Source organism: Monashia sp. NPDC004114, from assembly GCF_053603855.1.
Map to the genome: position 1 here is coordinate 22,911 of NZ_JBSGGK010000024.1, position 24,705 is coordinate 47,615.

The window sequence follows — 24,705 nt, forward strand, 5'->3', positions numbered from 1 at the left end:
GTGACTGTGTCCCCAGCGTGGCGGTGACCCGGGTCCGGCCGGCGGCCTACACGAGGGCTCGCAACGCGAGCAGGTACGACTGGAGGCCGAAGCCGGCGATCGTGCCGGTCGCAACGCCTGCGACGACCGACGTGTGACGGAACTCCTCACGAGCGGCCGGGTTGGACAGGTGCACCTCGACGAGGCTGCGGCCGCTCGTGGTCACGATCGCGCAGGCGTCGCGGACGGCATATGAGTAGTGCGTGAACGCGCCGGGGTTCAGCACGACGTCGGCGCCGGCGTCGACAGCCTCGTGGAGCCAGTCCACGAGGACGCCCTCGTGGTTGGTCTGGCGGCAGTCAGCGACGAGCCCGAGGTGGCGCGCCTCACGCTCGACCGCCTCGTGGATGTCCTCGAGCGTGTCGGAGCCGTACACCTCCGGCTCGCGCGTGCCGAGCCGGTTGAGGTTGGGGCCGGACAGGACGAAGACCCGCGGTGCCGTCATGCGGCGAAGTCTAGTGAGCGCCGTGCCCGCGGGTCGGGGTCTGCTCGTCGGTGTCGGAGGCATGGTGGGCGACGAGGTCGTATGCCGCTCGCAGCAGGTCGTCACTCGGGCCGACCAGCCGGTCGGGGTGGGCCAAGGAGTCGAGCACGACGAAACGCAGCGTCGACCCGCGAGACTTCTTGTCGCGCCGCATCGCCTGGTGCAGCTCCGCCCAGCGGTCGTCGCGGTAGCCGGTCGGCAGGCCGAGCGACGCGAGAACCGACCGGTGGCGCGCGACGAGCGCATCGCCTTGCGGCCCGGCGAGATGACCGGCCAGGCGCGCGAGCTCGGCGACGTAGACCATGCCGACCGCGATCGCCTCGCCGTGCCTCCACCGGTACCCCTCGACCTGCTCGATGGCGTGGCCGAAGGTGTGGCCGTAGTTGAGGATCTCGCGCAGTGAGCTCTCGCGCAGGTCAGCGGCGACGACGTCGGCCTTGACCCGCACGGCCCGCTCGATGAGCTCGGTCAGGTGCGGGTTGTCGGCGCGCCGTGCCGCCACCGGGTCGGCCTCGACGAGGTCGAGGATCACCGGGTCGGCGATGAAGCCGCACTTGACGACCTCAGCGAGGCCCGCGACAAGGTCGACGGCCGGGAGGGTTGCGAGCGCGTCGACGTCGCACAGCACGCCAGCGGGCGGGTGGAATGCGCCGACGAGGTTCTTGCCCTCGGCGGTGTTGATACCGGTCTTGCCCCCGACCGCGGCGTCGACCATGCCGAGCAGGGTCGTCGGGACCTGGACGACCTTGACCCCGCGCAGCCAGGTGGCGGCGACGAAGCCGGCGAGGTCGGTCACCGTGCCACCGCCGACCCCGACGACAGCGTCGGACCGGGTGAAGCCCTCGCGGCCCAGCGTCCCCCAGAGATCGGCGGCAACGGCTGCTGTCTTGGCCGGCTCCGCGTCGGGCACCTCGGCGGTGGTGACGGCATACCCCTGTCGCCGTAGCGCGCCGGCAACCCGGTCCGCGACATCAGGGAGCGTCGGGGGGTGCACGACGAGCACCCGGTCGACCCCGACGCCGAGAAGGCTGCCGACCCGGTCGGTCACTCCCGAGCCGATGACGACGTCATAGTCCCCGCCGACCGAGATGGTCGTCGGCTCGGCCAGCGTCACGCCGACGCCCCGTCGAGCGCCGGCACGATGAGGTCGACGACCTCGTCGGGCGTCCGCCCGGCCGTGTCCACCGTCAGCGTCGCGACACGGCGGTAGGTCGGGCGGCGGTGGTTCATCATCGCAACCCAGGACGCGCGCGGGTTGACCGAGAGCAGCGGTCGCGAGCGGTCGAACCCGATGCGCTTGCTCGCGTCGGCGATCGCCACGTCCAGGAAGACCACCACGTGGCCCGCCAGCGCCTCCTCGGTCAGCGGGTCCATGACCGCACCGCCGCCGAGCGCGACGACGCCCCGCTCCTGCTCGATCGAGCGCGCCACCTCGCCGCGCTCGAGGTCGCGGAAGAACGGCTCACCGTCGTCGACGAAGATGTCGGAGATGGAGCGGCCCTGCGCCGCCTCGATGGCGGCGTCGACATCGTGGAACTCGACGCCGAGCCGGTCGGCGAGCGCACGACCCACCGTCGTCTTGCCGGCACCCGGCGGGCCGACCACGATCGCGACGGGCCGGGCGGATGCCGGCGTCACCACGTGCGCAGCCCCTCCGGGACGGCGGCGAGGTATGCCGCGTGGTTCCGCGAGGTCTCGGCGACCGAGTCGCCGCCGAACTTCTCGAGGCAGGCCTGCGCGATGACCAGCGCCACCATGGCCTCGGCGACGACGCCCGCCGCGGGGACGGCGCAGACGTCCGAGCGCTGGTGGATGGCCGTGGCCGCCTCGCCCGTGGCGACGTCGACGGTCGCGAGCGCCCTCGGAACGGTGCTGATCGGCTTCATCGCGGCGCGCACCCGGAGCGGCTGGCCCGTCGACATCCCACCCTCGGTGCCCCCGGCGCGGCCGGTGCGCCGCACGATGGCACCCTCGACGAGGTCCATCTCGTCGTGCGCCTCCGACCCCCGGCGGCGTGCGGTCTCGAAGCCGTCGCCGACCTCGACACCCTTGATCGCCTGGATGCCCATCAGTGCCTGCGCGAGCCGGCCGTCGAGACGGCGGTCCCAGTGGACGTGCGAGCCCAGGCCCGGCGGCAGGCCGTAGGCGAGGACCTCGACGACGCCGCCCAGGGTGTCGCCGTCCTTGCGCGCCGCGTCCACCTCGGCCACCATCGCGGCCGACCCGTCGGTGTCGAACGCACGCACGGGGTCGGCGTCGAGTCGCTCGACGTCGTCCGGGGTAGGCACCAGCGCGTCGGACGCGACCTCCGCGCGACCGATGGACACCGTGTGCGACACGAGCCGGATGCCGTAGGCCTGCTCAAGGAAGCGGGCGGCGACCTCCCCGAGCGCGACGCGCGCGGCGGTCTCGCGCGCGGAGGCACGCTCGAGCACCGGACGGGCGTCGGTGTGACCGTACTTCTGCATGCCGACGAGGTCCGCGTGCCCGGGACGGGGGCGGGTCAGCGCCCTGTTGCGGGCGATCTCCTTCTCCGCGTTGACATCGTCGGCGGCGGCATACGCCTCTTCCGAGACGGCCTCGGGGCTCATGACGGTCGTCCACTTCGGCCACTCGCTGTTGCCGATGCGGACCGCGATGGGCGAGCCGATCGTGACCCCGTGCCTGAGCCCGCCGAGGAACTCGACCTCGTCCTGCTCGAACTTCATCCGGGCTCCGCGGCCGTAGCCGAGCCGGCGGCGCGCCAGGGCGGCCTGCAGGTCCTTGGCGCCCACCTCGACCCCCGCCGGAAGCCCTTCGAGGACCGCTACCAGCGCGGGGCCGTGCGACTCACCGGCCGTCAACCAACGCAACATGTCTCGATCCTCCCACGCTGGTTCCGGGCCCAGCCGGGCCGCCCGCGAGGCGGACGGCGCGGGTCAGACGAGGTGGACCTCGGCGAACAACGACAGCAGGAGCCCGACGAGCATCCAGGGGCCGAAGGCGATGTCGTCCTTCCTGGTGCCCCTGCGCAGGAGCAGTCGGGAGAGGCCGTAGAGGCCGGCCAGGATGAACGCAGTCCACGAGGCGACGAGCGTCGTGGTCACACTGAGATAACCGGTCGCGAGACCGACGAGGCCGGCGAGCGTGACGTCGCCGAAGCCGAACCCGCTGCCCAGCAGGGCGGCGGCGAGGGCGAGCAGGAAGTAGCCGACCCACAGCACGGCGCCGGCGATGGCCGCTCGGCGCAGCGCCCCCCAGTCTCCCGACGCCAGGGACGCGAGAGCGAGCTGCCCCACGAGCATCGGGTACGCCGGGTAGGTCAGCCCCCGCGGGAGCCGGTGCACGTCGGCGTCGATCCACGCCAGGGCGACCGCGACGAAAGCGAAGCCGAGGTATGCCGGCGACAGCGCCCACTGCGACGCGGGACCGAAGCGCCACGCCAGCAGGCCCCACAGCAGCCCGAGCCCGACGGTCACGGCATACGTGGAGACGCGCGGCCCGCGCCCGGTCTCGTCGTCGAGCCGGTAGCCACCGGATGCGAGGCGGCGACGCAGCACCTCCCCCATCGCGAGCCCGGCCAGGGTCACCGCGACGACGAACCACCAGGGTGTCGCCGGCGACTCGACCCAGGTCATGCTCGCGCTGGTGGGGCCGGGCTCGAGCCACGCCGGGCGAGCGCTTCGTGCAGCGCGTCGCGCATCGCGCCGAGCGGGGCCTCGCGGCCCGTCATGAGCCGGACCTGTGCGGCCGCCTGGTGCAGAAGCATGTCGGTCCCTGGCATCAGCGTCCAGCCGCGCTCCACCGCGGCCAGCTGCACCGGCGTTGCGCCGGCACCGTAGACGACATCGAGGAGTACTCGGGGACCCTGCCGCCGTCGCTCAACGACCGGAGGTGGTGCCGCCGCGGCCAAGCTCGCCGGCGGCACGGTCGAGACGATGACCTCCGCATCGGTCGGCCAGTCGCCGATCTCGACCGCGTCGACCTCCAGCTCGAGCGCCTCGGTGAGGTCGACGGTCTCGGGACGGACCGCGGCCCGCACCATGAACGTCACGCGGCCCAGTCCCGCGCCGGCGAGCGCGAGCACGGCCGATCGCGCCGTGGCGCCGGAGCCGACGACCACGGCGTGGTCCACGTGGGTGACACCGTGCTCGCCCAGGGCCGCGTGGATGCCTTCGACGTCGGTGTTGTGCGCGGACCAGCCAGACTCCTCACGCACCAACGTGTTCGCCCCACCGGCGGCGCGCGCCGTCGGGGACGCCTGAGCCGCAGCAGCGAGGGCCGCCACCTTCAGCGGCATCGTCAGGGACAACCCGCGCCAGGTCCCGTCCAGGCCCGCGAGGGCGTCGGCGAAGCCCGCCTCGTCGACCTCTCGCCGGTCGTACGACCAGTCGTCGAGTCCCAGGGCGTCGTATGCCGCCCGGTGCAGGACCGGGGAGAGCGAGTGCTCGACCGGGCTCCCCCAGACGGCGCAGCGCGAGGCCGCGCGGCCGGGGTCGCGCCCCAGGGACCCGGGCGCCCCGGCGTCGTCCGCGGGCGCCCCGCCGTCGTCGGCCGGCGCCCCGGCGTCGTCGGCCGGCACCTCGCCGTCGGGGGCGGTCAGCACTTGCCCTTGTTGGCGGCGCACCAGTCCTGGAACTCCTGGACGAACTGCTGGTGCTCCTGGTACGTCGTGGCGAACTTCGTCTCGCCCGTGTCGAGGTTGACGGTGACGAAGTACAGCCAGGGGCCTGCAGGCGGGTTCGCGGCGGCGGTCAGCGCGCTCTCACCGGGGTTGCCGATCGGGCCGGGCGGCAGCCCGGTGAACCGACGGGTGTTGTAGGGGTTGCTGCTGTCGAGCATGTCCTGGGTGGGCACGCCGCGCTTCTTGAAGATGTAGTTGACGGTCGAGTCGAGGCCGAGCGACATCTTCTGGGCGAGGCGGTTCTCGATGACCCGGGCCACCTTTGCCTGGTCCGCCTCGGTGCGGGCCTCGCCCTCGACGAGGCTCGCCACGGTGACCGTGCGCTCCATCTGGTCCGCCGTGATGCCGAGGGAGTCGAGACGCTTGGTCGACTCCGCGATCATCTGCTTGAGCTGGTCGACGGCTGAGGACGAAGGCCCGAACTCATAGCTGGCGGGGAACAGGTAGCCCTCGATGTTGCCCTTCGCCGCCGCCGGCAGGCCGATCTGCTTCACCTGCTTGGCCGCCGCGGCATACTGGGCGACCGGGATGCCCGACGCCTTGGACAGGCGGGCGAAGATCTCGCTGGCCCAGAGGCCCTCCGGGATGGTGACGCGGGTGACGATGCGGTTCTTGGGGTCGATGAGGATCGCGAGCGCGTCGGACGCCTTCATCTGCCTCTTCATGTCGTACACGCCGGGCTGGATCGCCGCACTCTTGGGCTCGGCGTTGGCGGCTTCGATGAAGGCCTTGGTCGACTTGACGACGCCGGCGTCGACGAGGGCCTTGGCGATCGCGGTGCCGCCGGCGCCCTGCTCGACGGTCACCTTGACGTCGCCGTCCCCGGGGCCGGGGTAGTCGTTGGCCTCGAGGAAGCTCTCGACCACCGGGCGCAGGGCCTTGTAGGCCACGGCGACACCGCCGCCGATCAGGGCGAGTGCGAGCACGATGACGAGGATCCGTCGAAGGACCGACGGCTTGCCCTTGGGCCGCTTGGTCTGCTTGCGTGCGGCCAGCTCGGCCTCACGTGCCTCACGCCGCGTCATCGGCGCAGGGGCCACCGGCTCGACGTGCTCGAGAGTGTCCTCCTGGTCGCCAAAGATGGACGATTCGAGATGGTCCTTCATCGACGACGTTCCTTCTTCCTTTTCCCGCCGGGGGTGACGGTCTCCCCTGGCGGCCTGCCGGTGTGCGCCTCGGTGTCGAGGGCGTTCTGCAGGATGAGCACCGCGGCCGCTTGGTCGACCACAGCCCGCTGGCCGCGACCGGGCACTCCGCTGTCGCGTAGTCTGCGGTGCGCGTCGACAGTGGTCAAGCGCTCGTCGACAAGCCGCACCGACACACTACCCAGCGTGGCTGCCAGCTGACCGGCGAAGAGCCGAGCCTCCTGGGCGGACGCACCCTCCTGGCCGGACAGCAACCGCGGCAGCCCGACGACCACCTCCACCGCACCCAGGTCCTCCACGAGCGACACGATCGCCGCAAGGTCGGACCCCCCCGCGACGTCGCGGGGGACCGTCCGCACCGGGTGGGCGAAGGTCGCTGTCGGGTCCGACGCGGCGACGCCGACGCGGGCGTTGCCCACATCGACGCCGACGCGTGCCCCCGGACGGGTGCGATGGGAGGACACCGGTCAGGCGCCTCGGCTCCGCAGCGCGTCCTCGACGGCGCCGAGCGCCATCGACACCTTGGTGGCGTCGGTGCCACCTCCCTGGGCGAGGTCGTCCTTGCCGCCGCCACCGCCACCCAGGGTCTGGGCGGCGATCTTGACGAAGGTGCCCGCCTTGAGGCCGGCCTGACGGGCGAGGTCGTTCGTCGCCACGATGACGATCGGGCGACCGTTCGCGACGGCAGCCATCGACACCAGCGCGGGACGCTCATTGCCGAGCCGGGCGCGCACGTCGATGACCAGCGCGCGAAGCTCGTCGCCGGACACGCCCTCCCCCGCGTCGTGGCTCACGAACCTCACACCCGTGATGTCGCGCGCGGTGGCCACCAGGCCCGCAGCGGCGCCGAGGACCTGGGCCTGCCGGATGGAGGCGATCTCCTTCTCCGCGTCGCGCAGTCGGGTCAGGATGCCCGCGATGCGGTCCGGCAGCTCGTCCCGGCGCACGCCGAGCGAGTCGGTGAGCTGGCTGACGATCGCCGCCTCCCGGGCCAGATGGGTGTAGGCGTCCGCGCCCACGAGAGCCTCGACTCGACGAACGCCCGAGCCGATCGACGACTCACCGAGCAGCTTGACGACCCCGATCTGGCCGACCCGCGGGGTGTGCGTGCCGACGCACAGCTCGCGCGACCAGTCACCGATGGACACGACGCGCACCCGCTCGCCATACTTCTCGCCGAACAGCGCCATCGCGCCGAGCCGCTTCGCGCTGTCGAGCGCCATGACGTCCGCGGTCACCGGCAGGTCGTCGAGCAGGATCGAGTTGATCTGCGCCTCGATCTGCCCCATCGCCGCGTCCGGCACCGCCTGCAGGGATCGGAAGTCGAAGCGCAGCCGCCCCGGGGAGTTCTCCGACCCGGCCTGTGTCGCGGTAGGCCCGAGCTCGTCGCGCAGCGCCTGGTGGACCATGTGCGTCGCGGTGTGCGCGCGCGAGACCGACCGGCGCCGCACGACGTCGACCTCGGCTTCGGCGTCCTCACCGACCGCGCCCTCGCCTTCGAGCACCGTCGCGCGGTGAACGACCAGGCCCGTGATCGGACGCTGGACGTCCTTGACCTCGATCAACGCTCCGTTGCCGAGGCGAATGCGGCCGTGGTCGGCCTGCTGGCCACCGGACTCGGCGTAGAGCGGCGTGCGGTCCAGGACGATCTCGATGTCGTCGCCCGCCACGACGCGGTCCACGACGACGCCGTCCCGGATCAGCCCGCGCACTCGGGCGTCGGTCACGGTCTGGTCGTACCCCGTGAACTCGACGTCGCGACCCAGCGCGTCGGCGACCTGACGGTAGACCGTCGTGTCACCGTGCGCGCTCTTCTTGGCCTTCGCGTCCGCCTTGGCGCGGTCGCGCTGCTCGGCCATGAGGCGTCGGAAGCCCGGCTCGTCGACCTGAAGCCCTTGCTCCTGCGCCATCTCGAGTGTGAGGTCGATGGGGAACCCGTAGGTGTCGTGCAGGGCGAAGGCCTCCGCACCGCCGAGGGTCGTCGAGCCCGCGGACTTCGCCCGCGCGACCGCCGAGTCGAGGATCGTCGTGCCGGCGGACAGGGTGCGGCGGAACGCCTCCTCCTCGGTGTACGCGACCTCGCCGATCCGACGGAAGTCGGTCTCCAGCTCGGGGTAGGACGCCTTCATCCGCTCGACGCTGACCGGGAGCAGGTGCTCGAGCGTGGGCGCGTCGACACCGAGGAGCCGCATCGAGCGCACGGCCCGGCGCAGCAGGCGACGCAGGACATAGCCACGGCCCTCGTTGCCCGGGGTGACGCCGTCGCCGATCAGCATGAGCGCGGACCGCACGTGGTCCGCGACCACGCGGAAGCGGACGTCGTCCTCGTGGTTCGCGCCGTAGCGGCGGCCCGTCAGGTCCTCGGCCGCCGAGATGACCGGGAAGATCTCGTCGATCTCGTAGATGTTGTCGACGCCCTGGAGCAGGTACGCGACCCGCTCCAGGCCCATGCCGGTGTCGATGTTGCGCTTGGGCAGTGGCCCGGCGATGTCGAAGTCCTCCTTCGACCGCACCGCGGACAGGTCGTCCTGCATGAAGACGAGGTTCCAGAACTCGAGGTATCGGTCACCCGCCTCCCAGTCGCGGTCGGCGCCGAACTCCGGGCCCCGGTCGATGAGGATCTCGGAGCAGGGGCCGCCCGGGCCGGGCACACCCATGTTCCAGTAGTTGTCCTTCTTGCCGAGCCGGACGATGCGGTCGTCGGGCAGCCCCGCGACACGCTTCCAGAGCTGGATCGCCTCGTCGTCCTCGTGGTAGACGGAGGCGTAGAGGTCCTTCTCCTCGAAGCCGTACCCGCCCTCGCGCTGGCTGCGCGTGACGAGCTCCCAGGCGAGCTCGATCGCGCCTTCCTTGAAGTAGTCGCCGAAGGAGAAGTTGCCGTTCATCTGGAAGAACGTGCCGTGGCGGGTGGTCTTGCCGACCTCCTCGATGTCGAGGGTGCGCACGCACTTCTGGACGCTGGTGGCCCGGTTGAACTGCGGCGTCTCCTGGCCGAGGAAGTACGGCTTGAAGGGGACCATGCCGGCGTTGACGAACAGCAGGTTGGGGTCCTCGTGCACGAGCGGCGCGCTCGGCACGACGGTGTGGCCGCGGCTGCCGAAGAACGAGAGCCAGCGACGCCTGATCTCAGCGGTTTCCATGGTTGAGTCCTTGGGTGGATCGGTGGGTGCAGGTGGGTCGGGGCGGGGTCAGTCCGGAGCGCCTCACTGGGGCGCGACTGACCCCCGGGGAGCTCGCCTCCACCGGCTCGCGCTCACCTCTTGGAGCAGGTCCACCACGTGTCCGTCCTTCGACTCGCCGGCCCGGTCGTCCGCGCCGCTGCATTCAACCCTAACGGACCCGGACGGGCCATCCCAGCGCGTTGTGGGCGCATCGGAGCCGTCCGCAGGCGCAACGAGCGGCGCAGACCCGACCCGGTATGCCGCTGGGCCGGCTCCCAGGTGGAAGCCGACCCAGCGGCACAGCTGCGTGGTGCGGTGACCGGGCACGCGGTCAGGCGCTGTGCTCGACCTCCGCGACGAGGTCGGTCTTGACCTCGGGGAAGTGGCAGGCCTGGGTATGCAGGCCGCCCTCGCGGCGGCCACGGGTCGACAGCTCGGCCTCGGAGGCCAACAGCGGAGGCTCCTGCTGGGCGCAGATCTCCTGAGCCTTCCAGCACCGGGTGCGGAAGCGGCAGCCGCTCGGCGGGTCGATCGGGCTCGGGACGTCGCCGACGAGGCGGATCCGCTCCTTGGGCGCGATGCCGCGCGCGACGTTGATGTCGGGAGCCGCGGACAGCAGGGCCTGGGTGTACGGGTGCTCGGGCGACTCGTAGATCTTCTTCTTGTCGCCGTACTCGACGATCTTGCCCAGGTACATGACTGCGACCTGGTCGCAGAAGTGGCGCACCACGCCGAGGTCGTGGGCGACGAAGATGAAGGCCAGGTCGAGCTCGTCGCGAAGCTTGGCGAGCAGGTTCATCACCTGCGCCTGGATCGAGACGTCAAGGGCCGAGACCGGCTCGTCGGCGATGATCAGCTTCGGCTCCACCGCCAGGGCGCGGGCGATGCCGATGCGCTGCCGCTGACCGCCGGAGAACTCCGACGGGTAGCGGTTGATGTGCTCCGGGTTGAGGCCCACCAGCTCGAGCAGCTCCTGGACCCGGGCCTTCTCCTTGCCCTTGTGCAGGCCGTGCACGTTCAGCGGGGTGGTCAGGATCGAGCCGACCGTGTGGCGGGGGTTCAGCGAGGAGTACGGGTCCTGGAAGATCATCTGGACATCGCGCCGGATGCTTCGCAGGTCCTTCTCCTTGAGGTGCGTGATGTCGCGGCCCTCGAACTCGACGGTGCCGGCGGTCGGCTCGTCGAGACGGGTGACGAGGCGCGAGGTCGTCGACTTGCCACAGCCGGACTCGCCCACCAGGCCCAGGGTCTGGCCCTCCTTCACGGTGAAGCTGATGCCGTCGACGGCCTTGACCGTCGCGCGCACCATCTTCAGGCCCTGCACCTCACGGAACGGGAAGTAGCGCTGGAGGTCGGTGACCTTGAGCAGCGGGGCACGCGAGGCGTCGGACGGCGCCGGGGCCGGAACAGTCTGCTGGGTGGTCATCGGACTCCCTCGTCGTGCTGCAGCGTGGCCACCGGGTCGGCCAGGTGACAGCGGATCTCTCGGTTGGTCAGGCCCGGGGTCGGGCGCCACTCCGGCAGGACGGTGAAGCACGCGTCACCCTCGACCTGGTCCTTGAACGCGCATCGCGGGTGGAAGGAGCAGCCCTTGGGCAGGTTGAGCAGGCTGGGCGGCGCGCCCGGGATCGCCTTGAGCTCGTCGAGGTCCTCCGAGTGCGACGGCAGCGACTGCAGCAGGCCGTAGGTGTACGGCATCGACGGCTGCGCGAGCACCTCCTTGGCGTTGCCCTTCTCCACGCCGCGACCGGCATACATCACGAGGATGTCGTCGGCGGTCTCAGCGACGACCGCGAGGTCGTGCGTGATGAGGATGACCGCGCTGCCGAACTCCTTCTGGAGCTCGTTGACGAGGTCGAGGATCTGCGCCTGGACGGTCACGTCGAGCGCGGTCGTGGGCTCGTCGGCGATGAGCAGCTTGGGGTTGTTCACCAGACCCAGCGCGATCATCGCGCGCTGCCGCATGCCGCCCGAGAACTCGTGGGGGTACTGCTTGGCGCGGCGCTGCGGGTTCGGGATGCCGACGAGGTCGAGCATCTCGACTGCGCGCTTGTCCGCGATGGCCTTGCTCACCTTGTTGTGCGCCTGGTAGGCCTCGGCGATCTGCTTGCCGACCTTGTGGAACGGGTGGAGCGAGCTCTGCGGGTCCTGGAAGACCATCGCCGCCTTCGTGCTGCGGATCTTCTGGAAGGTCGACTGCGGCGCCCCGACGAGCTCCAGGCCGTCGAGCTTGATGCTGCCCGTGATCTGCGTCCGCTTCGGGTTGTGCAGACCGAGGACCGCCATGCTCGACACGGACTTGCCCGAGCCCGACTCCCCCACGATGGCGAGGGTGCGGCCGAGGCGAGCCTGGTACGACAGGTTCGAGACGGCCCGGACCAGGCCCTCCTCGGTGGGGAAGGCGACCGACAGGTCAGAGACGTCGAGGACGACGTCACCAGCCTGGTGCGCCTCGGACGTCTGGGTCGGGATGACGTTGGCGGTTGCGGTCACGAGAGCCTCACTCGCGGGTCGATGAAGGAGTACGCGATGTCGACGAGGAGGTTCATGATGACGACCACGGTCGCACCGATGAGCACGGTGCCCATGATGACGGGAAGGTCCTGCGCGCGCAGCGCCTGCAGGCCTCGCTTTCCGATGCCGTCGACGCCGAAGATCTGCTCGGTGATGAGCGTGCCGGTGAGCAGCGCCGCGAGGTCGAGACCGAGGATGGTGGCGATCGGGCTCATGGCAGCGCGGAAGCCGTGCTTGAACAGCACCCGCCGCTCGCCGATGCCCTTGGACCGCGCCGTGCGGATGTAGTCGGTGGAGAGCGTCTCGATCATCGAGTTACGCGTGTACCTGACATATGAGGCCGAAGTGACGAAACCGAGGATGAGCGCCGGCGCGAGCATTCCGGCGAAGTATGGTCCAGCACCTGATGACATCGGCGAGTACTGCGGCAGGACGTTCCAGAGCACGACCGGGTAGAGCGCGACGAGCAGGGCGAGCACGTAGTAGGGGATCGAGCCGAGCACCTGGGAGGCGCCGACGACGCTCCGGTCCGTGCCGGAGCCGCGGCGCACCGCCGCGAAGATGCCGAGCGTCACGCCGACCGTCACGAAGACGATGGCGGCCATGATCGCGAGCACGAAGGTGTTGGGGAACCGCGTGAACAGCTCCTCGTTGACCGAGCGTCGGGTCACGAAGGAGAACCCCAGGCAGGGAGCGCCGCAGTGGACGGTGTCACCGGCATAGACGAAGTCGCGGCCGACGAACAGGCCCTTGAAGTAGTCCATGAACTGCACGGCCAGTGGCTTGTCGAGGCCGAGGCTCTGCGAGATCTGTGCGAGACGCTGTGGGTTGCATTTCGTCTCGGGACACATCGCGAGCGCCGGGTCTGACGGCGCGGCGAAGAACAGCAGGAACGCTGACACCAGCGTTGCCAGGATGACGCTCAGAGCGAGAGCCAGACGCCTGAGGATGTAGGTGAGCACGGGGTGGTTTACCTTCCCGGAACGAGGGTGGGCGCCGATAGTGGGGGCCCGGGATATCCGGACCCCCACCGCGGCTATCGGTTCAGATCTTGCTCTCCCGAAGGAGGGCTGTCACTGCCGTCTTACTGGTCCAGCCAGATCTGGGTGATCTCCGGCATACCCTTGTTGGGGTTGTTCATGACGTTGTGGACCTTGGTCCCGAAGACCGAGTTGCCCTTGTCGTAGTAGTCCGGGATGGCCAGGAGGTAGTTCTCCGTGAGCCACTTGTCCATCTTGCCCCACTCCGGGCCCTGCTCCGTGATCGAGAGCTGCTGGACGCGCTTGATCTCGGAGTCGATCTTGGCGTCGGAGAAGTTACCGAAGGTCGTGCCACCCTGCGAGAGGGCGATGGTGCCGACGGTGGGCGGGATGATCGAGTCGGCCGACGGCCAGTCGAAGCACCAGCCACGCGGCGACTGGAGCATGTTGTGCTTGCCCTTGGGGTCACCGATGAGCTTGCGACGCTCGGCGTTCGGGACACCGATGTCGGTGACCTTGAAGCCGGCGGCCTGGAAGGCCTGCTTGCGGACCTGGTTGGCCTTCTGCGCCGAGTCGTCGTCGTTCGTGTAGTAGTACGTGAGCTCGAACGGCTTGTCGGCGCCGTAGCCGGCCGCAGCCAGCATCTCCTTGGCCTTGGCCGGGTCGCCGTCGCCCTGGCCGTTCATCTTGAAGCCCGGAGCGGCCTCGGCCACGTAGGACAGGTGACCCGGGATCTGCGGCGGGACCATCGTGCTGGCCGGCGTGAACGAGTGCGAGGTCTCGCCGAGCGCCTTGTGCATCGAGTCGAACGGGTACGCCACGGCGATCGCCTTGCGGACCGCGATCGGGATCTTGCGGGCGTCCATGTTGACCATGATCACGCAGGAGGACGGACCCTCGACGAACTGCGCCTTCTTGTCGCCCTCGATCTGGGGGATCAGCGAGGAGTCGATCGGCGACCAGTTGAGCGACGTGGCGTCCTCACCGTTCGAGGCGAGGATGGCGGTCTGCGTCTTGAGGTCGTCAACGCCCCACTTGAAGTGGAAGCCGTCGGGGTAGTTGTTGCGGGCCGGGTCGGAGTTCGGGTCCCACTGGTCGTTGCGCACGAGAGTGAGCTCGGTGCCCGGGGTGTACTTGTCGAACTTGTACGGACCGGTGGCGAGCGGGTGCAGCTGGTAGTCGGCCTTCTTGTCCTTCGCCTCGGGGATCGGCGTGAACTGGTTGAAGGACACGAAGTACGGCAGCGTCTCGAAACGCTTCTCGAGGTGGAAGACGACGGTCTTGTCGTCGGGAGCCTCGACGCTGTTCCAGTTCTTGTCGCCCTTGTAGGGGCCCTGGTAGTCGGCGCCGTTCTTGAAGAACTCGCGCTGGTAGGTCGGGCCGTTGGCGGCCAGGTCGGGGTCGAACGAGCGCTTGGCGGCGAAGACGATGTCCGCAGCCTTGACCGGCGAGCCGTCCTCGTACTTGATGCCGTCCTTGAGGGTGAACGTCCAGGTCAGGCCGTCCTCCGACGCCTTGCCGAGGTCGGTGGCGAGGTCCGGAACGAGCACCATCTTGCCGTCACGCATGGTGAAGGTCGTCAGGGCGCGGTGCGTCAGCGAGAAGATGACGGCCGTGTCCTGGTAGAACTGGTCGCTCGGGTCCATGTTGGCCGGGACCGAGGAGTAGGCAACCGTGAGGATGCCACCCTTCTTGGCGCCCGGGACGGCCGGGGCCGGGCCCTTGGCGTTGGGGTCGAGGGCGGCGCCCGCCGTATCGACCGGCTTGTTGCCGCCGTTCGTGCCGCCCGCGCCACCGTTGTTGGCGGACGGGGCGCCGCAGGCCGCGACAAGGCCGAGGGAAGCGACGGCTCCCACGGTCAGGACTTTGGTCCAGCGCATTGTTGTTTGCTCCCTTTTGTGCTTGTCCCGACGTTTTGCCGGGAACATCTGTTGGCCGCGAACCGGGTGGGTTATCGGCGACTGGTGGGGTCGAAGGCGTCGCGGATCGAGTCGCCGAGCAGGCTCAAGGCGAGGACGAGCAGCGACAGGCCGATGACCGAGGGCCAGAGCCACAGTGGGTACGTGGCGAAGAGGTTCTGTGCGTCCGAGATGGTGCGGCCCCAGGACGCGGTGGGCTCGACGAGGCCGGCACCGAGGTAGCTCAGGGTCGCCTCGAGGGTGATGTAGAGCGGGACGGCGATCGAGGCCGAGACGATGATCGGGCCGACGAGGTTGGGCAGAACCTCCTTGAAGAGGATCTGCCGGGTCGGCACGCCGATGGCCCGGGCGGCCTGGACGAACTCCCGCTCGCGCAGGCTCTTGACCTCACCTCGGACGAGTCGGGCCAAGCCCATCCAGCCGAAGACGAAGAGGATCACGATGAGCACCCAGAACCGGATCTGCGAGGTCTGGTCCGCGGTGAGGTCGCTGTTCGCCGCCAGGCTCTTCTGCATGATCGGCACGATGGCGAGCACGAGCAGCAGCAGCGGCAGGCTGAGGAAGAAGTCGATGATCCACGAGATGACTCGGTCGGAGGCGCCACCGAGGTATCCGGCCATGAGGCCGAGCGTGACGCCGATGAGGGTCGAGGCCGCGGCCGCGACGAACCCGATGATGAGCGAAGGACGGGCACCGTAGGCCCAGCGGGCGAACAGGTCACGGCCGAGGCGCGGCTCCACGCCGAGCCAGTGGGCCGTGCTCGGGCCGACGGTCGGGAGGCCGTTGAAGTCGATGATCTTGGTGTTGACCGCGTCCGGGCTCGCCTTGAGCCCCGTCGTCGGGTCGGCGGCCTGCAGCGAGGTCAGGAACGGCGCAAAGATCGCGACGAGGATGAAGAGCAGGATGATGACGGCGCAGACGATCGCGACCTTGTCCTTCTTGAGGCGGTCCCATGCGACCTGGCCGGGTGACCGGCCGGTGCGTACATCCTTGTGCTGAGGTGACGTGGTCGAAGCGGTCTCCTCGGATGCCTCGGTCAGCGTTCCGGCCGCAGGCCCCGGCATTGCGTTCAACGCGTTGTCTCCATCCTTGTGGGATCACATCTCGACGGGCGACGTATCGCTCGCCCTCCCCGGCAGCGGACGCGTCGGACTCTCTCCGTCTCGCGTGCCACCCTCGCCCGGGACGGAGTCACCCTGCCATACAGTGTGGGCCCGTCCAAAGGTCGAGACGACCATGGATGACAAATCGTTACCCTGAGCCCATCCTCGCCACACAATGTACGTCGAAGTGCTACAGCCCCGAAACAATCGACGAGCGAGGCGCAAAACGTGGTGTCAAGCCTCTGCGGATCCTCCTGGTAACACGGGTCACTCGCCGCGCGTGCGCCCCAGCCGTCCCGCCAGCCACTCCCATCGCGCCTGCAGGCGCTCCTCGAACCCCCGCCCCGTCGGGCGGTAGTAGCCGACCTGGTCGTGCAGGTCGTCGGGCAGGTACTGCTGCCGCGCCACGGCATCGGGCTCGTCGTGGGCGTACACGTAGCCCGCACCGTGTCCGAGACGCTCCGCGCCGGCATACCCGCTCCCCCGCAGGTGGGCCGGGACCGGCCCCCCGCGCCCCGCGCGGATGTCGGCGATGGCCTCGTTGATGCCGAGGTATGCCGCATTGGACTTGGGTGCCAGGGCGTTGTGCACGACCGCCTGGGCCAGGATGATCCGCGCCTCCGGCATACCGATCTGCGCGACGGCGTGCATCGCGGCCACAGCGGTCTGCAGTGCGGTGGGGTCGGCCATCCCGACGTCCTCGCTCGCCGAGATGACGATGCGGCGGGCGATGAAGCGCGGGTCCTCCCCCGCCTCCAGCATCCGCGCGAGGTAGTGCAGCGCCGCGTCGACGTCACTGCCGCGCATCGACTTGATGAGCGCGCTCGCGACGTCATAGTGCTGGTCGCCCGCCCGGTCGTAGCGAACCGCGGCGTGAGCCACCGCCTGCTCCACGTGCGCGAGGGTGATCGCGACCGGCTCATCGGTGGATCGACCGGGCGGCTCGGCGTCCAGCGCGACGCCCGCGGCGGCCTCGAGCGAGGTGAGCGCGCGGCGAGCGTCTCCCCCGGCGATCCGGACGATGTGCGCGAGCGCCTCGTCGTCGAGAGTGTGGGCTCCGTCGAAACCGCGCTCGTCGGTGAGTGCCGCGGTGACCAGGTCGGCGACGTCCTCGTCGGACAGCGACTCCAGCGTCACGAGCACCGATCGGGAGAGCAGCGGTGCGATGACGCTGAAGGAGGGGTTCTCGGTGGTTGCCGCGACGAGGATCACGGTCCTGTTCTCGACACCGGGCAGCAGCGCGTCCTGCTGCGCCTTGGTGAAGCGGTGGATCTCGTCGAGGAAGAGTACGGTCTGCCGGTCGTAGAGATCTCGCTCGCGGACGGCGCCGTCCATCACGGCCCTAACGTCCCGCACGCCGGCGGTGACGGCAGACAGCTCGACGAACCGGCGGTCGGCCGCGGTGGCGACGAGATGCGCGAGAGTGGTCTTGCCGGTGCCGGGCGGCCCCCAGATGATCGCCGAGAGCGGCCCGGCGGCACCGCCCGAGCCCTCGATGAGACGCCGGAGCGGGCTCCCGGGGCGCAGGATCGCCGCCTGCCCACGGACCTCGTCGAGAGTGCGGGGCCGCATCCTGGCGGCGAGCGGCGCGGCGCCGGCCGTGGGCGGCAGGTCGTCGCGGGCCGCCGCGGACGCGGCGCCGAACAGGTCGCTCGGGCTGTCTGAGGTCACTGTGGAAGGCTATCCGCGTGTCGACCCCCACACCCGCCGCCCCGGTGGCGAGCACCGCGCGGAGACGAAGCGGTCACCGCACCGTCATGACCCGGCTGGGTGGCGTCATCGCACGACACCCCCGCTGGTGGGTCTTCGGCTGGCTCGTCGCCGCGATCGCGTGCTACGCCGTCGCGGTCGGCGGCGTTGCTGGCGAGTCCCTCTTCCAGCGCCTGCACTCCGGCGAGCCCACGGTCCAGGCCGAGTCTCGCGAAGCCCGCAACATCGTCGAGGCCGCGGAGCCGGCCCTGTCCAACCTCACACTTCAAGTCTCCGGAGCCGATCTCGGTGACCCGGCGTCCGTGCGCGCGGGGACCGAGAAGACACAGGCGATCTCCTCGATCCCCGGGGTGGCACGGGTGCAGTCGCCCCTGCTGGCGCCCCAGGGGCCGGCGGACCCGAAGGTCGCCACTCTTGTCGGGGTCGGTGGCCCACAGTCGGGCCGGTTCGTCACCGTGGTCGAGCTCGACCCCGACCTGGACAAGGCGGCCCAGGACCGCGCCGAGTCGGACGTCGAGACCGCCCTGCACGGCGTGGCCGACGCCATGCACGCCCAGGGCGCCGTCGGTGGGCCCTCCAAGGTGCTCCATGCGATCACCGGGACGATAGAGCGCGACCTGGTGCGCGGTGAGGGCATCGCCCTGCCACTGACCTTCCTCGTCATGATCCTGGTCTTCGGCGGCCTCCTGGCCGCAGGCATGCCCATCGTCGGCGCTCTCGTCTCGATCGCGGGCGCACTGATGGCACTGTTCGTGTTCTCACATGCGCTCGAGCTCGACGCGACCGTCGTCAACATCGTGACCCTGCTCGGGCTCGGCCTGTCGATCGACTACGGCCTGCTCACGGTGAGCCGGTTCCGCGAGGAGCTCGCCCACCGCGCCTCGACCGGGCCGCCGACGAAGGAGGAGATCCGCGTCGCGACCGAGCGCACCGTCGCGACAGCCGGGCGCACCGTCTTCTTCTCCGGTCTCACCGTGGCGATCGCGCTGTCCGGCCTGCTGGTCTTCGAGGCCGACATCCTCAAGGCGATCGGCCTCGCCGGGGTGAGCGTCGTGCTCGTCGCGATGATCGTCGCGATCACGCTCGTCCCGGCGCTCTGTGTCCTCGGTGCGAAACGCTTGGCCCGCAAGGCAAGAGAACAGGTGTCGGACGTCGGCGTCTTCTCCCGGCTCGCCCATGTGGTCCAGCGGCGGCCGGTCGTCGTCATCGTCGCCACGCTCGTCGCGCTCGTGACGCTCGCCCTGCCGACCTTCGGCCTCAAGCTGACCTCGTCAGGCACCGAGCTGCTGCCCAAGACCGCCCAGGAGCGGGTGTTCTTCGACGACCTTCGCCGCGACTTCCCCGCGCTCGCCGCCCCTGAGGTGTCGGTGGTCGCGAAGTCGACCGACACGACGCAGGTGACCTCGTGGGCGCAAGGTCTCAAGTCCGAGCCCGGTGTCACCGCCGTGACGGTCCGGCCACTCGGCGACGAGCACCAGCTGGTCAGCGTCAGGGTCGCCGGCAAGCCCACCTCCGACGAGGCCCAGAACCTCGTCCACCAGGTGCGCGACAACCGCCCGGCCTTCCAGACCTGGGTGACCGGCCAGGCGGCCTCGCAGATCGACTTCCTCGACTCCATGGCTCATCGCGCTCTGTATGCCGTCGGGCTCGTCGTGCTCGGCACCTTCGTGCTGCTGTTCCTCATGACCGGCTCCGTCGTCATCCCGGTCAAGGCGCTGCTGCTCAACATCGTCTCGCTGGGCGCCGCGCTCGGCGTCGTCGCCTGGGTCTTCGAACAGGGCCACCTCGAGGGCCTGCTCAACTTCTCGTCGGTCGGTGCGGTCGAGTCGATGGTGCCCTTCCTCGTCCTGGCGTTCGGCTTCGGGCTGTCGATGGACTACGAGGTCTTCCTGCTCTCGCGGATCACCGAGTTCCACAGAGCCGGCTACGAGAACGACCGTGCGGTCTCGCTCGGGCTTCAGCGCACGGGTCGCATCATCACCAGCGCTGCGTTGCTCATCGTCATCGTGTTCGCCGGGTTCATCGCCGGTGACATCCTCATCATCAAGGAGATGGGACTGGCCCTCGTCGCCGCGGTCGTCATCGACGCCACGCTCGTGCGCATGCTTCTCGTGCCCGCCACGATGACGCTGCTCGGGCGCTGGAACTGGTGGGCGCCGGCGCCACTCAAGCGGCTCCACGCACGGTTCGGGATCACCGAGTGACGTCCGCAGGCTCTCACCACGCCGTGCTCGACCCTGGGCTGGACGTCCGGCACGGGATCGCGGCCCTGCTCGCGGCGACCCACGGCAACCCCTTCGTGCGCTGGGAGGTGACCGAAGAGCTGGCGACGACGTGGTGGCAGGCGGAGGGCGCCGTCGGCTTCCGCCGGATTCGCCCCAACGGCCGCTCCACCTTCAATCTCCTGGGAAGCGACACGGGTGTCGCCAGGCTGGTGGAGCACCTGCCGGCCGTCGCTGACGCCGTCGAGCCTCACCGGACGGCTCACTCGGTCTTCGGAGTGAGCGTGCCACAGCACCTGGAACCTCTACTGCACCAGCGGTTCCGAATCATCCAGGGTGGCGACTGGGAGTGGTTCCACACGACAACGCTGCCCGACGCGCTCCCGACCGACAGGCTGGTGCAACCGCTCGACGACGTCGCCCGCGCGGACGAGGTGGCGGCATTCCTCGCAGAGCACTCGCCGACGGCGGACACTGCGCCTGGCCTCGGCGAGCGCTGGTTCGCTCTGGAGGACGGCGGCCGCCTTGCCGCCGTGGCTGCGTGGGGCCACACCCGAGCGGGCGCCCCACATCTGTCCTCGGTGGCCGTCGACACGAGCCGCCGCGGCCAGGGCCTCGGGCGGGCGATCGTCAGCGCGGTGACCAGGCGGGCAGTGCTCGAGACGGGACTCAGCACGCTGGGGATGTACTCCCACAACGACGTGGCACGGCGCCTCTACGAGTCCCTCGGCTACCGGATGGTCTGCGCCTGGGCGAGCCGGGCCGTCACGCCCCTGCACGCTGCCCCCTGACGCACCGCCCGCCGGCAACACACCCGGTAACCGCACGGTGCTCACGCCTGCAAACGTGACGAGGATGCGGTTACCGGGGGTGTTCGGGGTCAGTCGAAGTCGGCTGCGCTGACGGGCGACTGGGACGGCTCCACGAGCACCAGCCAGTTGCCGGAGTTGTCGCGGCACACGGCCTCGGTGCCGTAGGGCCGGCGCGACGGCGGCTGGATGAACTCGACGCCCTGCTCCGACAGCTCCTCGTAGGTGCGCTGGCAGTCGTCGACGTTCAGGCCGATCCCGTTCATCGTGCCTGCCTCCTGTGCTCGCTTGACGGCCTCGACCATCTCCGGCATGAGCGGGGGCCCCGGGAGCGCGAGGTGCACGGTGAGCTCGGGCTGGCTGGGGTGCACGACGGTGCACCAGCGGAATCCGTCGCCGAGCGTGATGTCGTCCTTCTCTTGGAAGCCGAGGACATCGGTGTAGAACTTCCTGGACTCGTCGACGTCCTGCACGAAGACGCTGATGATGGAGATGTTGGTGATCATGTCCCCAACGCTATGAGGCAGGCGAGGCTTCCGGCTTCTCCTCGGTTGCGGAGCCGTGCATGCCCATCTCAGGCTGCTGGCGCTCCGCAAGACCCCACATGAACACGTAACACCCGGGGATGTGGGGAGCGCCCTCTGCGGCATACCGGGCCTGGAAGGCGCTGGGCGTCTCACCGACCACGGCCCGGAAGCGGCTGCTGAAGGAGCCGAGGCTCGAGTACCCGACAGCGACGCACACCTCGGTCACGGTGAGGTTCGTGGCCCGGAGCAGGTCCTGGGCGCGCTCGATACGGCGGCGGGACAGGTAGTCCGCGGGTGTGGTGCCGTAGGTGGACCGGAACAGCCGCAGGAAGTGGTACTTCGACAGACCCGCCGCCGCCGCGATCCGGTCGAGGTCGAGCGGGTCCGCGTAGCTGCGGTCGATGAGGTCACGCGCTCGGCGCAGATGCGCGAGGACGTCGTCGGGAGCGCGTGGGACCGTGGTGGACACACCCGATTGTCGCGCACGCCACCGACGTCCCGACCGCCTGCAGACAATGGGCTCCGCTCACGCCGTGGCTCGCTCGTGCGCCGCGGCCGCCCCGGCCTCAGCCCGGCCCGCCGTTCGCGCCCACACCGGCCGCATCCGGCGCACCAGGTAGCGGGCGTCACGGTCGAGGCCCTGGATCGTGCCGGACGCCTGGGCGAACTGGAACTCGAGGCCCAGGAAGTAGAGACCGGAGACGTCCGAGACACCGCGGTCCTGCGGCGGCCGGCCGGAGTCATCGGTCAGCCCGTGCAGGAACGAGTGGTCGGGGCGCGATCCGGTCGCCCAGACGACCGTCGAGATGTCGCCGAGTATGCCGTCCTCCTCGGTCACCGGGCACCCGTCGGAGATGCCGACGACCCGCCCGACGCGCACCACGCCGGCGGCGTCCAGGTCGGCCAGCTTGTTGCGGACGAGATTCACGCCGTGCTCCTCCGCCTGACGAGCAGCCTTGCGGCCCAAAGGAGTTCGCAGCGTCAGGACGTGCCTGAAGACGAACATGATGATCGGCGTCATTGCCATCCCGATCCCGGTGTCGATGTCGAGCGGCACCTGGCCCGGGTGGCGTCCGCTCAGCCACGTCGGGTGGCCGGCGGCCGCCGACTCCAGAGCGATGTCCGTGCCCGAGTTCGCCGCACCGACGACCAGCACGCCGCCCGGGGCGAGCTGCTCCTCGTTGCGGTACTCGAGCGAGTGGATCTGCCGGATCGACGGGCGCAGCCGGCCCTCGATCATCGGCACCACGGGCACCCGGTGTGCCCCGGCGGCTACCACCACCGTGTCGGCGTGGATGAGGCCGCTGCTGGTGTCGACGAGGAACCCGTCCCCGTCGCGGGTCACCTGCAGCACGCTGACGTCGTTCCGGACGGGCAGCTCGAAGCGAGCGGCATACTGTTCCAGGTAGTCGGCCATCTGGTCCCGCGTCGGGAACGTGCGCTGAGGCATCCGCCAGCCGGGGAGACTGGCATAGGTCGGCATGCTGAAGAGCCGGAGCGAGTCGTACCGCTCGCGCCAGCTGTCCCCCACCCGTCGGCCCGCGTCGAGGATCACGAAACGGACCCCAGCCCGCTGCAGGTGGTAGCCCATGACCAGCCCTGCCTGTCCCCCGCCGATGACGACGGTCGCGAACCGCTCGGTCGTGACGCCGTTGGTGTCCTGTCCGCTCATCTCGAGCCTCCTTGTCCTCTGCATCGAGGCTAGGAAGAGGGCGCGAGCGGCCGCGTCGGGCGAATGACCCAACTGCGCAGTCGTCGTTGGGTAGAACGACCCACTGCCGGACGCGAGGCGAGCCTGCTTCAGGCCCAGTGGTGCTCGAAGGCGCGTGCGGTCGCGGCGGATCGGCTCGTGACGCCGAGCTTGGCGAAGATGTTGCTCAGGTGCCGCGCGACCGTCTTCTCCGAGAGGACGAGCTGGGCCGCGATGGCGCGGTTGGAGGCGCCGGTCGCGAGGATCTGCAGCACCTCGAGCTCACGCGGCGACAGCGGGCAGTCGTTGCTGGCCGGGCCTCCCGGGGCGACGCCGTCGCCGGCGCCCGTCGCCGGCGGTCCGTCGACCAGCCACTCGGGGACGGTCGCGCCGAGCGCCTCCAGCGCGCTGAGCGCCGCAGCCTCCTCCATCGCGGCGGCGTCGGAGTCCCCGAGCCGGGCGCACGTCCGCCCGAGGGTCAGCTGCGCCGTCGCCGCCTCGTACCGGGCGTCGAGGTCGGTCCACGTCGAGAAGGCCTCCCGCAGCCGAGGAAGCGCCCCAGCCCAGTCGCCGGAGGCGCACCGGACGATCCCCTCCGCGTATGCCGCCATCGCCCTGAGGAACGGCGGGGAGCCGTCCGCTACAAGCGGGGTGAGCCGGTCGAGCGTGGCGCGGCCATCGGCGAGGTCGCCGGTCGCGAGGCACGCCTCGACGCGAGCGCACAGCAGCTCGGGGACCGCCCGGACGTCGCGCCGCTCGGCCAGGGCACGGTCGAGCCCGGCCAGGGCGGCGTCCGGCCGGCCTTGCGCCAGGCGCAGCCGCGCCAGCCCCGGCTGGACCTCCTGCCCGACGGCGGCCGCCCGCTCGAAGGCGCGCTCTGCCGCGTCGAGGTCGCCACGGAGACGGGCGAGCTCGCCGATGCGATAGTGTGCCGGGCCGGCCGCCCGCTCGCTCGCCGCGCGCAGCTGGGCACATGCCTCGTCGGCCTGGGCGACGGCCTCGGCCCAGGCGCCATGCAGCTGGAGGAGCTCGGCGCGGTGCACGAGGCAGGTGCCCCGATAGGGCAACATGCCCTCCTGCTCCGCGACCCAGCCGGTCAGCGCCTCGGTCCACTCCTGCGCGCGACGGACGTCGTACCAGGCCCGGCAGAGCTCGATCATCGAGCAGTAGGCGAGACCGACGACCTGAGGCTGCACCCGGCGAGCAGTGACGTAGACCATCACCTCGTCCAGGACGGTGCGAGCCTCGACGTCCCGGCTGAGCATCTGCAGGCAGCGGCCCTGCCCGAGCCGGGCCAGCACGTACTGGTCGACCGAGCCCTCTGCGCGTGCGGACCGGGCAGCGCGCTCGAACAGCCCCAGCGCCCCTGTTGGGTCACCGGAGTACATCAGCCCCGCGGCGCGAGGCTGGTCGAGCATCCCCCGCAGCCATGGGTCGTCGCTCTCGGCCGCCAGCACGCTCAGGCGCTCGACCCACCCGGCCGCGCGCGCCGAGGCGCCGGTGGTCTGCAGGTGGAAACCGAGCCAGAAAGCGCACAGGACCGCGGCGTGGGTCTCCCCCGCCGCGAGATAGAGCTCCATCGCACGCTCGCGCAGCACCACGACCTCGTCGTCGTGGCCGAGCAGGGTGGCCGCGACGGCGAGGTCCTCCAGCTCAGGCGCCGAGAGCGAGCCGTCGCGGTCGGCGGCGGCCAGAGCGGCATACTCGGCTGGCCAGTCGGGCACCCCGCCAGTCTAGGT

21 protein-coding genes are annotated in these 24,705 nt (G+C 70.4%); 2 read left to right on the plus strand and 19 right to left on the minus strand.

All coding sequences use genetic code 11. From position 1 onward, the window contains the following. Positions 1-46 precede the first annotated feature (46 nt). The 15 genes from aroQ to ACWEOW_RS22485 all read right to left on the minus strand — a co-directional run bounded on the left by aroQ (position 47) and on the right by ACWEOW_RS22485 (position 17,679). Complete coding sequence (gene aroQ, locus ACWEOW_RS22415; protein WP_452271463.1) at positions 47-484, minus strand: type II 3-dehydroquinate dehydratase; 438 nt, start codon at positions 482-484, stop codon at positions 47-49. Between the two features lie 10 nt (positions 485-494). Continuing rightward, positions 495-1,631 (minus strand): 3-dehydroquinate synthase, encoded by a 1,137-nt coding sequence (gene aroB / locus ACWEOW_RS22420; RefSeq protein WP_452271502.1) that lies wholly within the window; start codon positions 1,629-1,631, stop codon positions 495-497. A 2-nt stretch (positions 1,632-1,633) separates the two neighbouring features. Then, positions 1,634-2,161: a shikimate kinase gene (locus ACWEOW_RS22425; protein ID WP_452271464.1), complete on the minus strand. Its 528-nt coding sequence runs from the start codon at positions 2,159-2,161 to the stop codon at positions 1,634-1,636. Beyond that, positions 2,158-3,378, minus strand: coding sequence for a chorismate synthase (aroC, locus tag ACWEOW_RS22430; protein WP_452271465.1), 1,221 nt, complete (start codon positions 3,376-3,378; stop codon positions 2,158-2,160). Before aroC ends, ACWEOW_RS22425 begins: the two co-directional genes overlap by 4 nt. Positions 3,379-3,441: 63 nt before the next feature. Continuing rightward, on the minus strand, positions 3,442-4,140 hold the full coding sequence (locus ACWEOW_RS22435; RefSeq protein ID WP_452271466.1) for a prepilin peptidase: 699 nt from the start codon (positions 4,138-4,140) through the stop codon (positions 3,442-3,444). Further along, complete coding sequence (locus ACWEOW_RS22440; RefSeq protein WP_452271467.1) at positions 4,137-5,108, minus strand: shikimate dehydrogenase; 972 nt, start codon at positions 5,106-5,108, stop codon at positions 4,137-4,139. Before ACWEOW_RS22440 ends, ACWEOW_RS22435 begins: the two co-directional genes overlap by 4 nt. Then, entirely contained in the window at positions 5,102-6,292 is a 1,191-nt protein-coding gene (gene mltG, locus ACWEOW_RS22445; protein ID WP_452271468.1) for an endolytic transglycosylase MltG, read from the minus strand. The genes ACWEOW_RS22440 and mltG overlap by 7 nt, the downstream gene beginning before the upstream one ends. Continuing rightward, positions 6,289-6,795: a Holliday junction resolvase RuvX gene (ruvX, locus tag ACWEOW_RS22450; protein WP_452271469.1), complete on the minus strand. Its 507-nt coding sequence runs from the start codon at positions 6,793-6,795 to the stop codon at positions 6,289-6,291. The genes mltG and ruvX overlap by 4 nt, the downstream gene beginning before the upstream one ends. A gap of 3 nt (positions 6,796-6,798) precedes the next feature. Then, positions 6,799-9,471 carry an alanine--tRNA ligase gene (gene alaS, locus ACWEOW_RS22455; protein WP_452271470.1) on the minus strand — a complete coding sequence of 891 codons (2,673 nt, stop codon included), beginning with the start codon at positions 9,469-9,471 and terminating at the stop codon, positions 6,799-6,801. 352 nt (positions 9,472-9,823) lie between these two features. Further along, positions 9,824-10,918, minus strand: a complete 1,095-nt coding sequence (locus ACWEOW_RS22460; protein WP_452271471.1) for an ABC transporter ATP-binding protein — start codon at positions 10,916-10,918, stop codon at positions 9,824-9,826. Further along, positions 10,915-11,985, minus strand: a complete 1,071-nt coding sequence (locus ACWEOW_RS22465) for an ABC transporter ATP-binding protein (protein ID WP_452271472.1) — start codon at positions 11,983-11,985, stop codon at positions 10,915-10,917. The genes ACWEOW_RS22460 and ACWEOW_RS22465 overlap by 4 nt, the downstream gene beginning before the upstream one ends. Then, positions 11,982-12,968: an ABC transporter permease gene (locus ACWEOW_RS22470; protein ID WP_452271473.1), complete on the minus strand. Its 987-nt coding sequence runs from the start codon at positions 12,966-12,968 to the stop codon at positions 11,982-11,984. The genes ACWEOW_RS22465 and ACWEOW_RS22470 overlap by 4 nt, the downstream gene beginning before the upstream one ends. Positions 12,969-13,090: 122 nt before the next feature. Next, entirely contained in the window at positions 13,091-14,842 is a 1,752-nt protein-coding gene (locus ACWEOW_RS22475; protein WP_452271474.1) for an ABC transporter substrate-binding protein, read from the minus strand. Positions 14,843-14,937: 95 nt separating this feature from the next. Continuing rightward, positions 14,938-15,969, minus strand: coding sequence for an ABC transporter permease (locus ACWEOW_RS22480; protein WP_452271503.1), 1,032 nt, complete (start codon positions 15,967-15,969; stop codon positions 14,938-14,940). Positions 15,970-16,275: 306 nt separating this feature from the next. After that, positions 16,276-17,679: a replication-associated recombination protein A gene (locus ACWEOW_RS22485; RefSeq protein WP_452271475.1), complete on the minus strand. Its 1,404-nt coding sequence runs from the start codon at positions 17,677-17,679 to the stop codon at positions 16,276-16,278. Positions 17,680-17,696: 17 nt separating this feature from the next. Between ACWEOW_RS22485 and ACWEOW_RS22490 the strand changes: the two genes are divergently transcribed. Both ACWEOW_RS22490 and ACWEOW_RS22495 read left to right on the plus strand, forming a co-directional pair. Further along, positions 17,697-19,922, plus strand: a complete 2,226-nt coding sequence (locus ACWEOW_RS22490; RefSeq protein WP_452271476.1) for an MMPL family transporter — start codon at positions 17,697-17,699, stop codon at positions 19,920-19,922. Continuing rightward, the gene (locus ACWEOW_RS22495) at positions 19,919-20,731 is read left to right on the plus strand and encodes a GNAT family N-acetyltransferase (protein ID WP_452271477.1); all 813 of its coding nucleotides are present in this window, start codon (positions 19,919-19,921) and stop codon (positions 20,729-20,731) included. Before ACWEOW_RS22490 ends, ACWEOW_RS22495 begins: the two co-directional genes overlap by 4 nt. A gap of 89 nt (positions 20,732-20,820) precedes the next feature. Here ACWEOW_RS22495 and ACWEOW_RS22500 read toward each other — a convergent pair whose 3' ends face one another. The 4 genes from ACWEOW_RS22500 to ACWEOW_RS22515 form a co-directional block, all read right to left on the minus strand. Next, a complete protein-coding gene (locus tag ACWEOW_RS22500) occupies positions 20,821-21,255 on the minus strand; it encodes a VOC family protein (RefSeq protein ID WP_452271478.1) in 435 nt (144 codons plus the stop codon). A gap of 10 nt (positions 21,256-21,265) precedes the next feature. Beyond that, entirely contained in the window at positions 21,266-21,745 is a 480-nt protein-coding gene (locus tag ACWEOW_RS22505) for a helix-turn-helix domain-containing protein (RefSeq protein ID WP_452271479.1), read from the minus strand. A 57-nt stretch (positions 21,746-21,802) separates the two neighbouring features. Then, a complete protein-coding gene (locus ACWEOW_RS22510) occupies positions 21,803-22,948 on the minus strand; it encodes a flavin-containing monooxygenase (protein WP_452271480.1) in 1,146 nt (381 codons plus the stop codon). A 128-nt stretch (positions 22,949-23,076) separates the two neighbouring features. Continuing rightward, on the minus strand, positions 23,077-24,690 hold the full coding sequence (locus tag ACWEOW_RS22515) for a LuxR C-terminal-related transcriptional regulator (protein WP_452271481.1): 1,614 nt from the start codon (positions 24,688-24,690) through the stop codon (positions 23,077-23,079). Positions 24,691-24,705 lie beyond the last annotated feature (15 nt).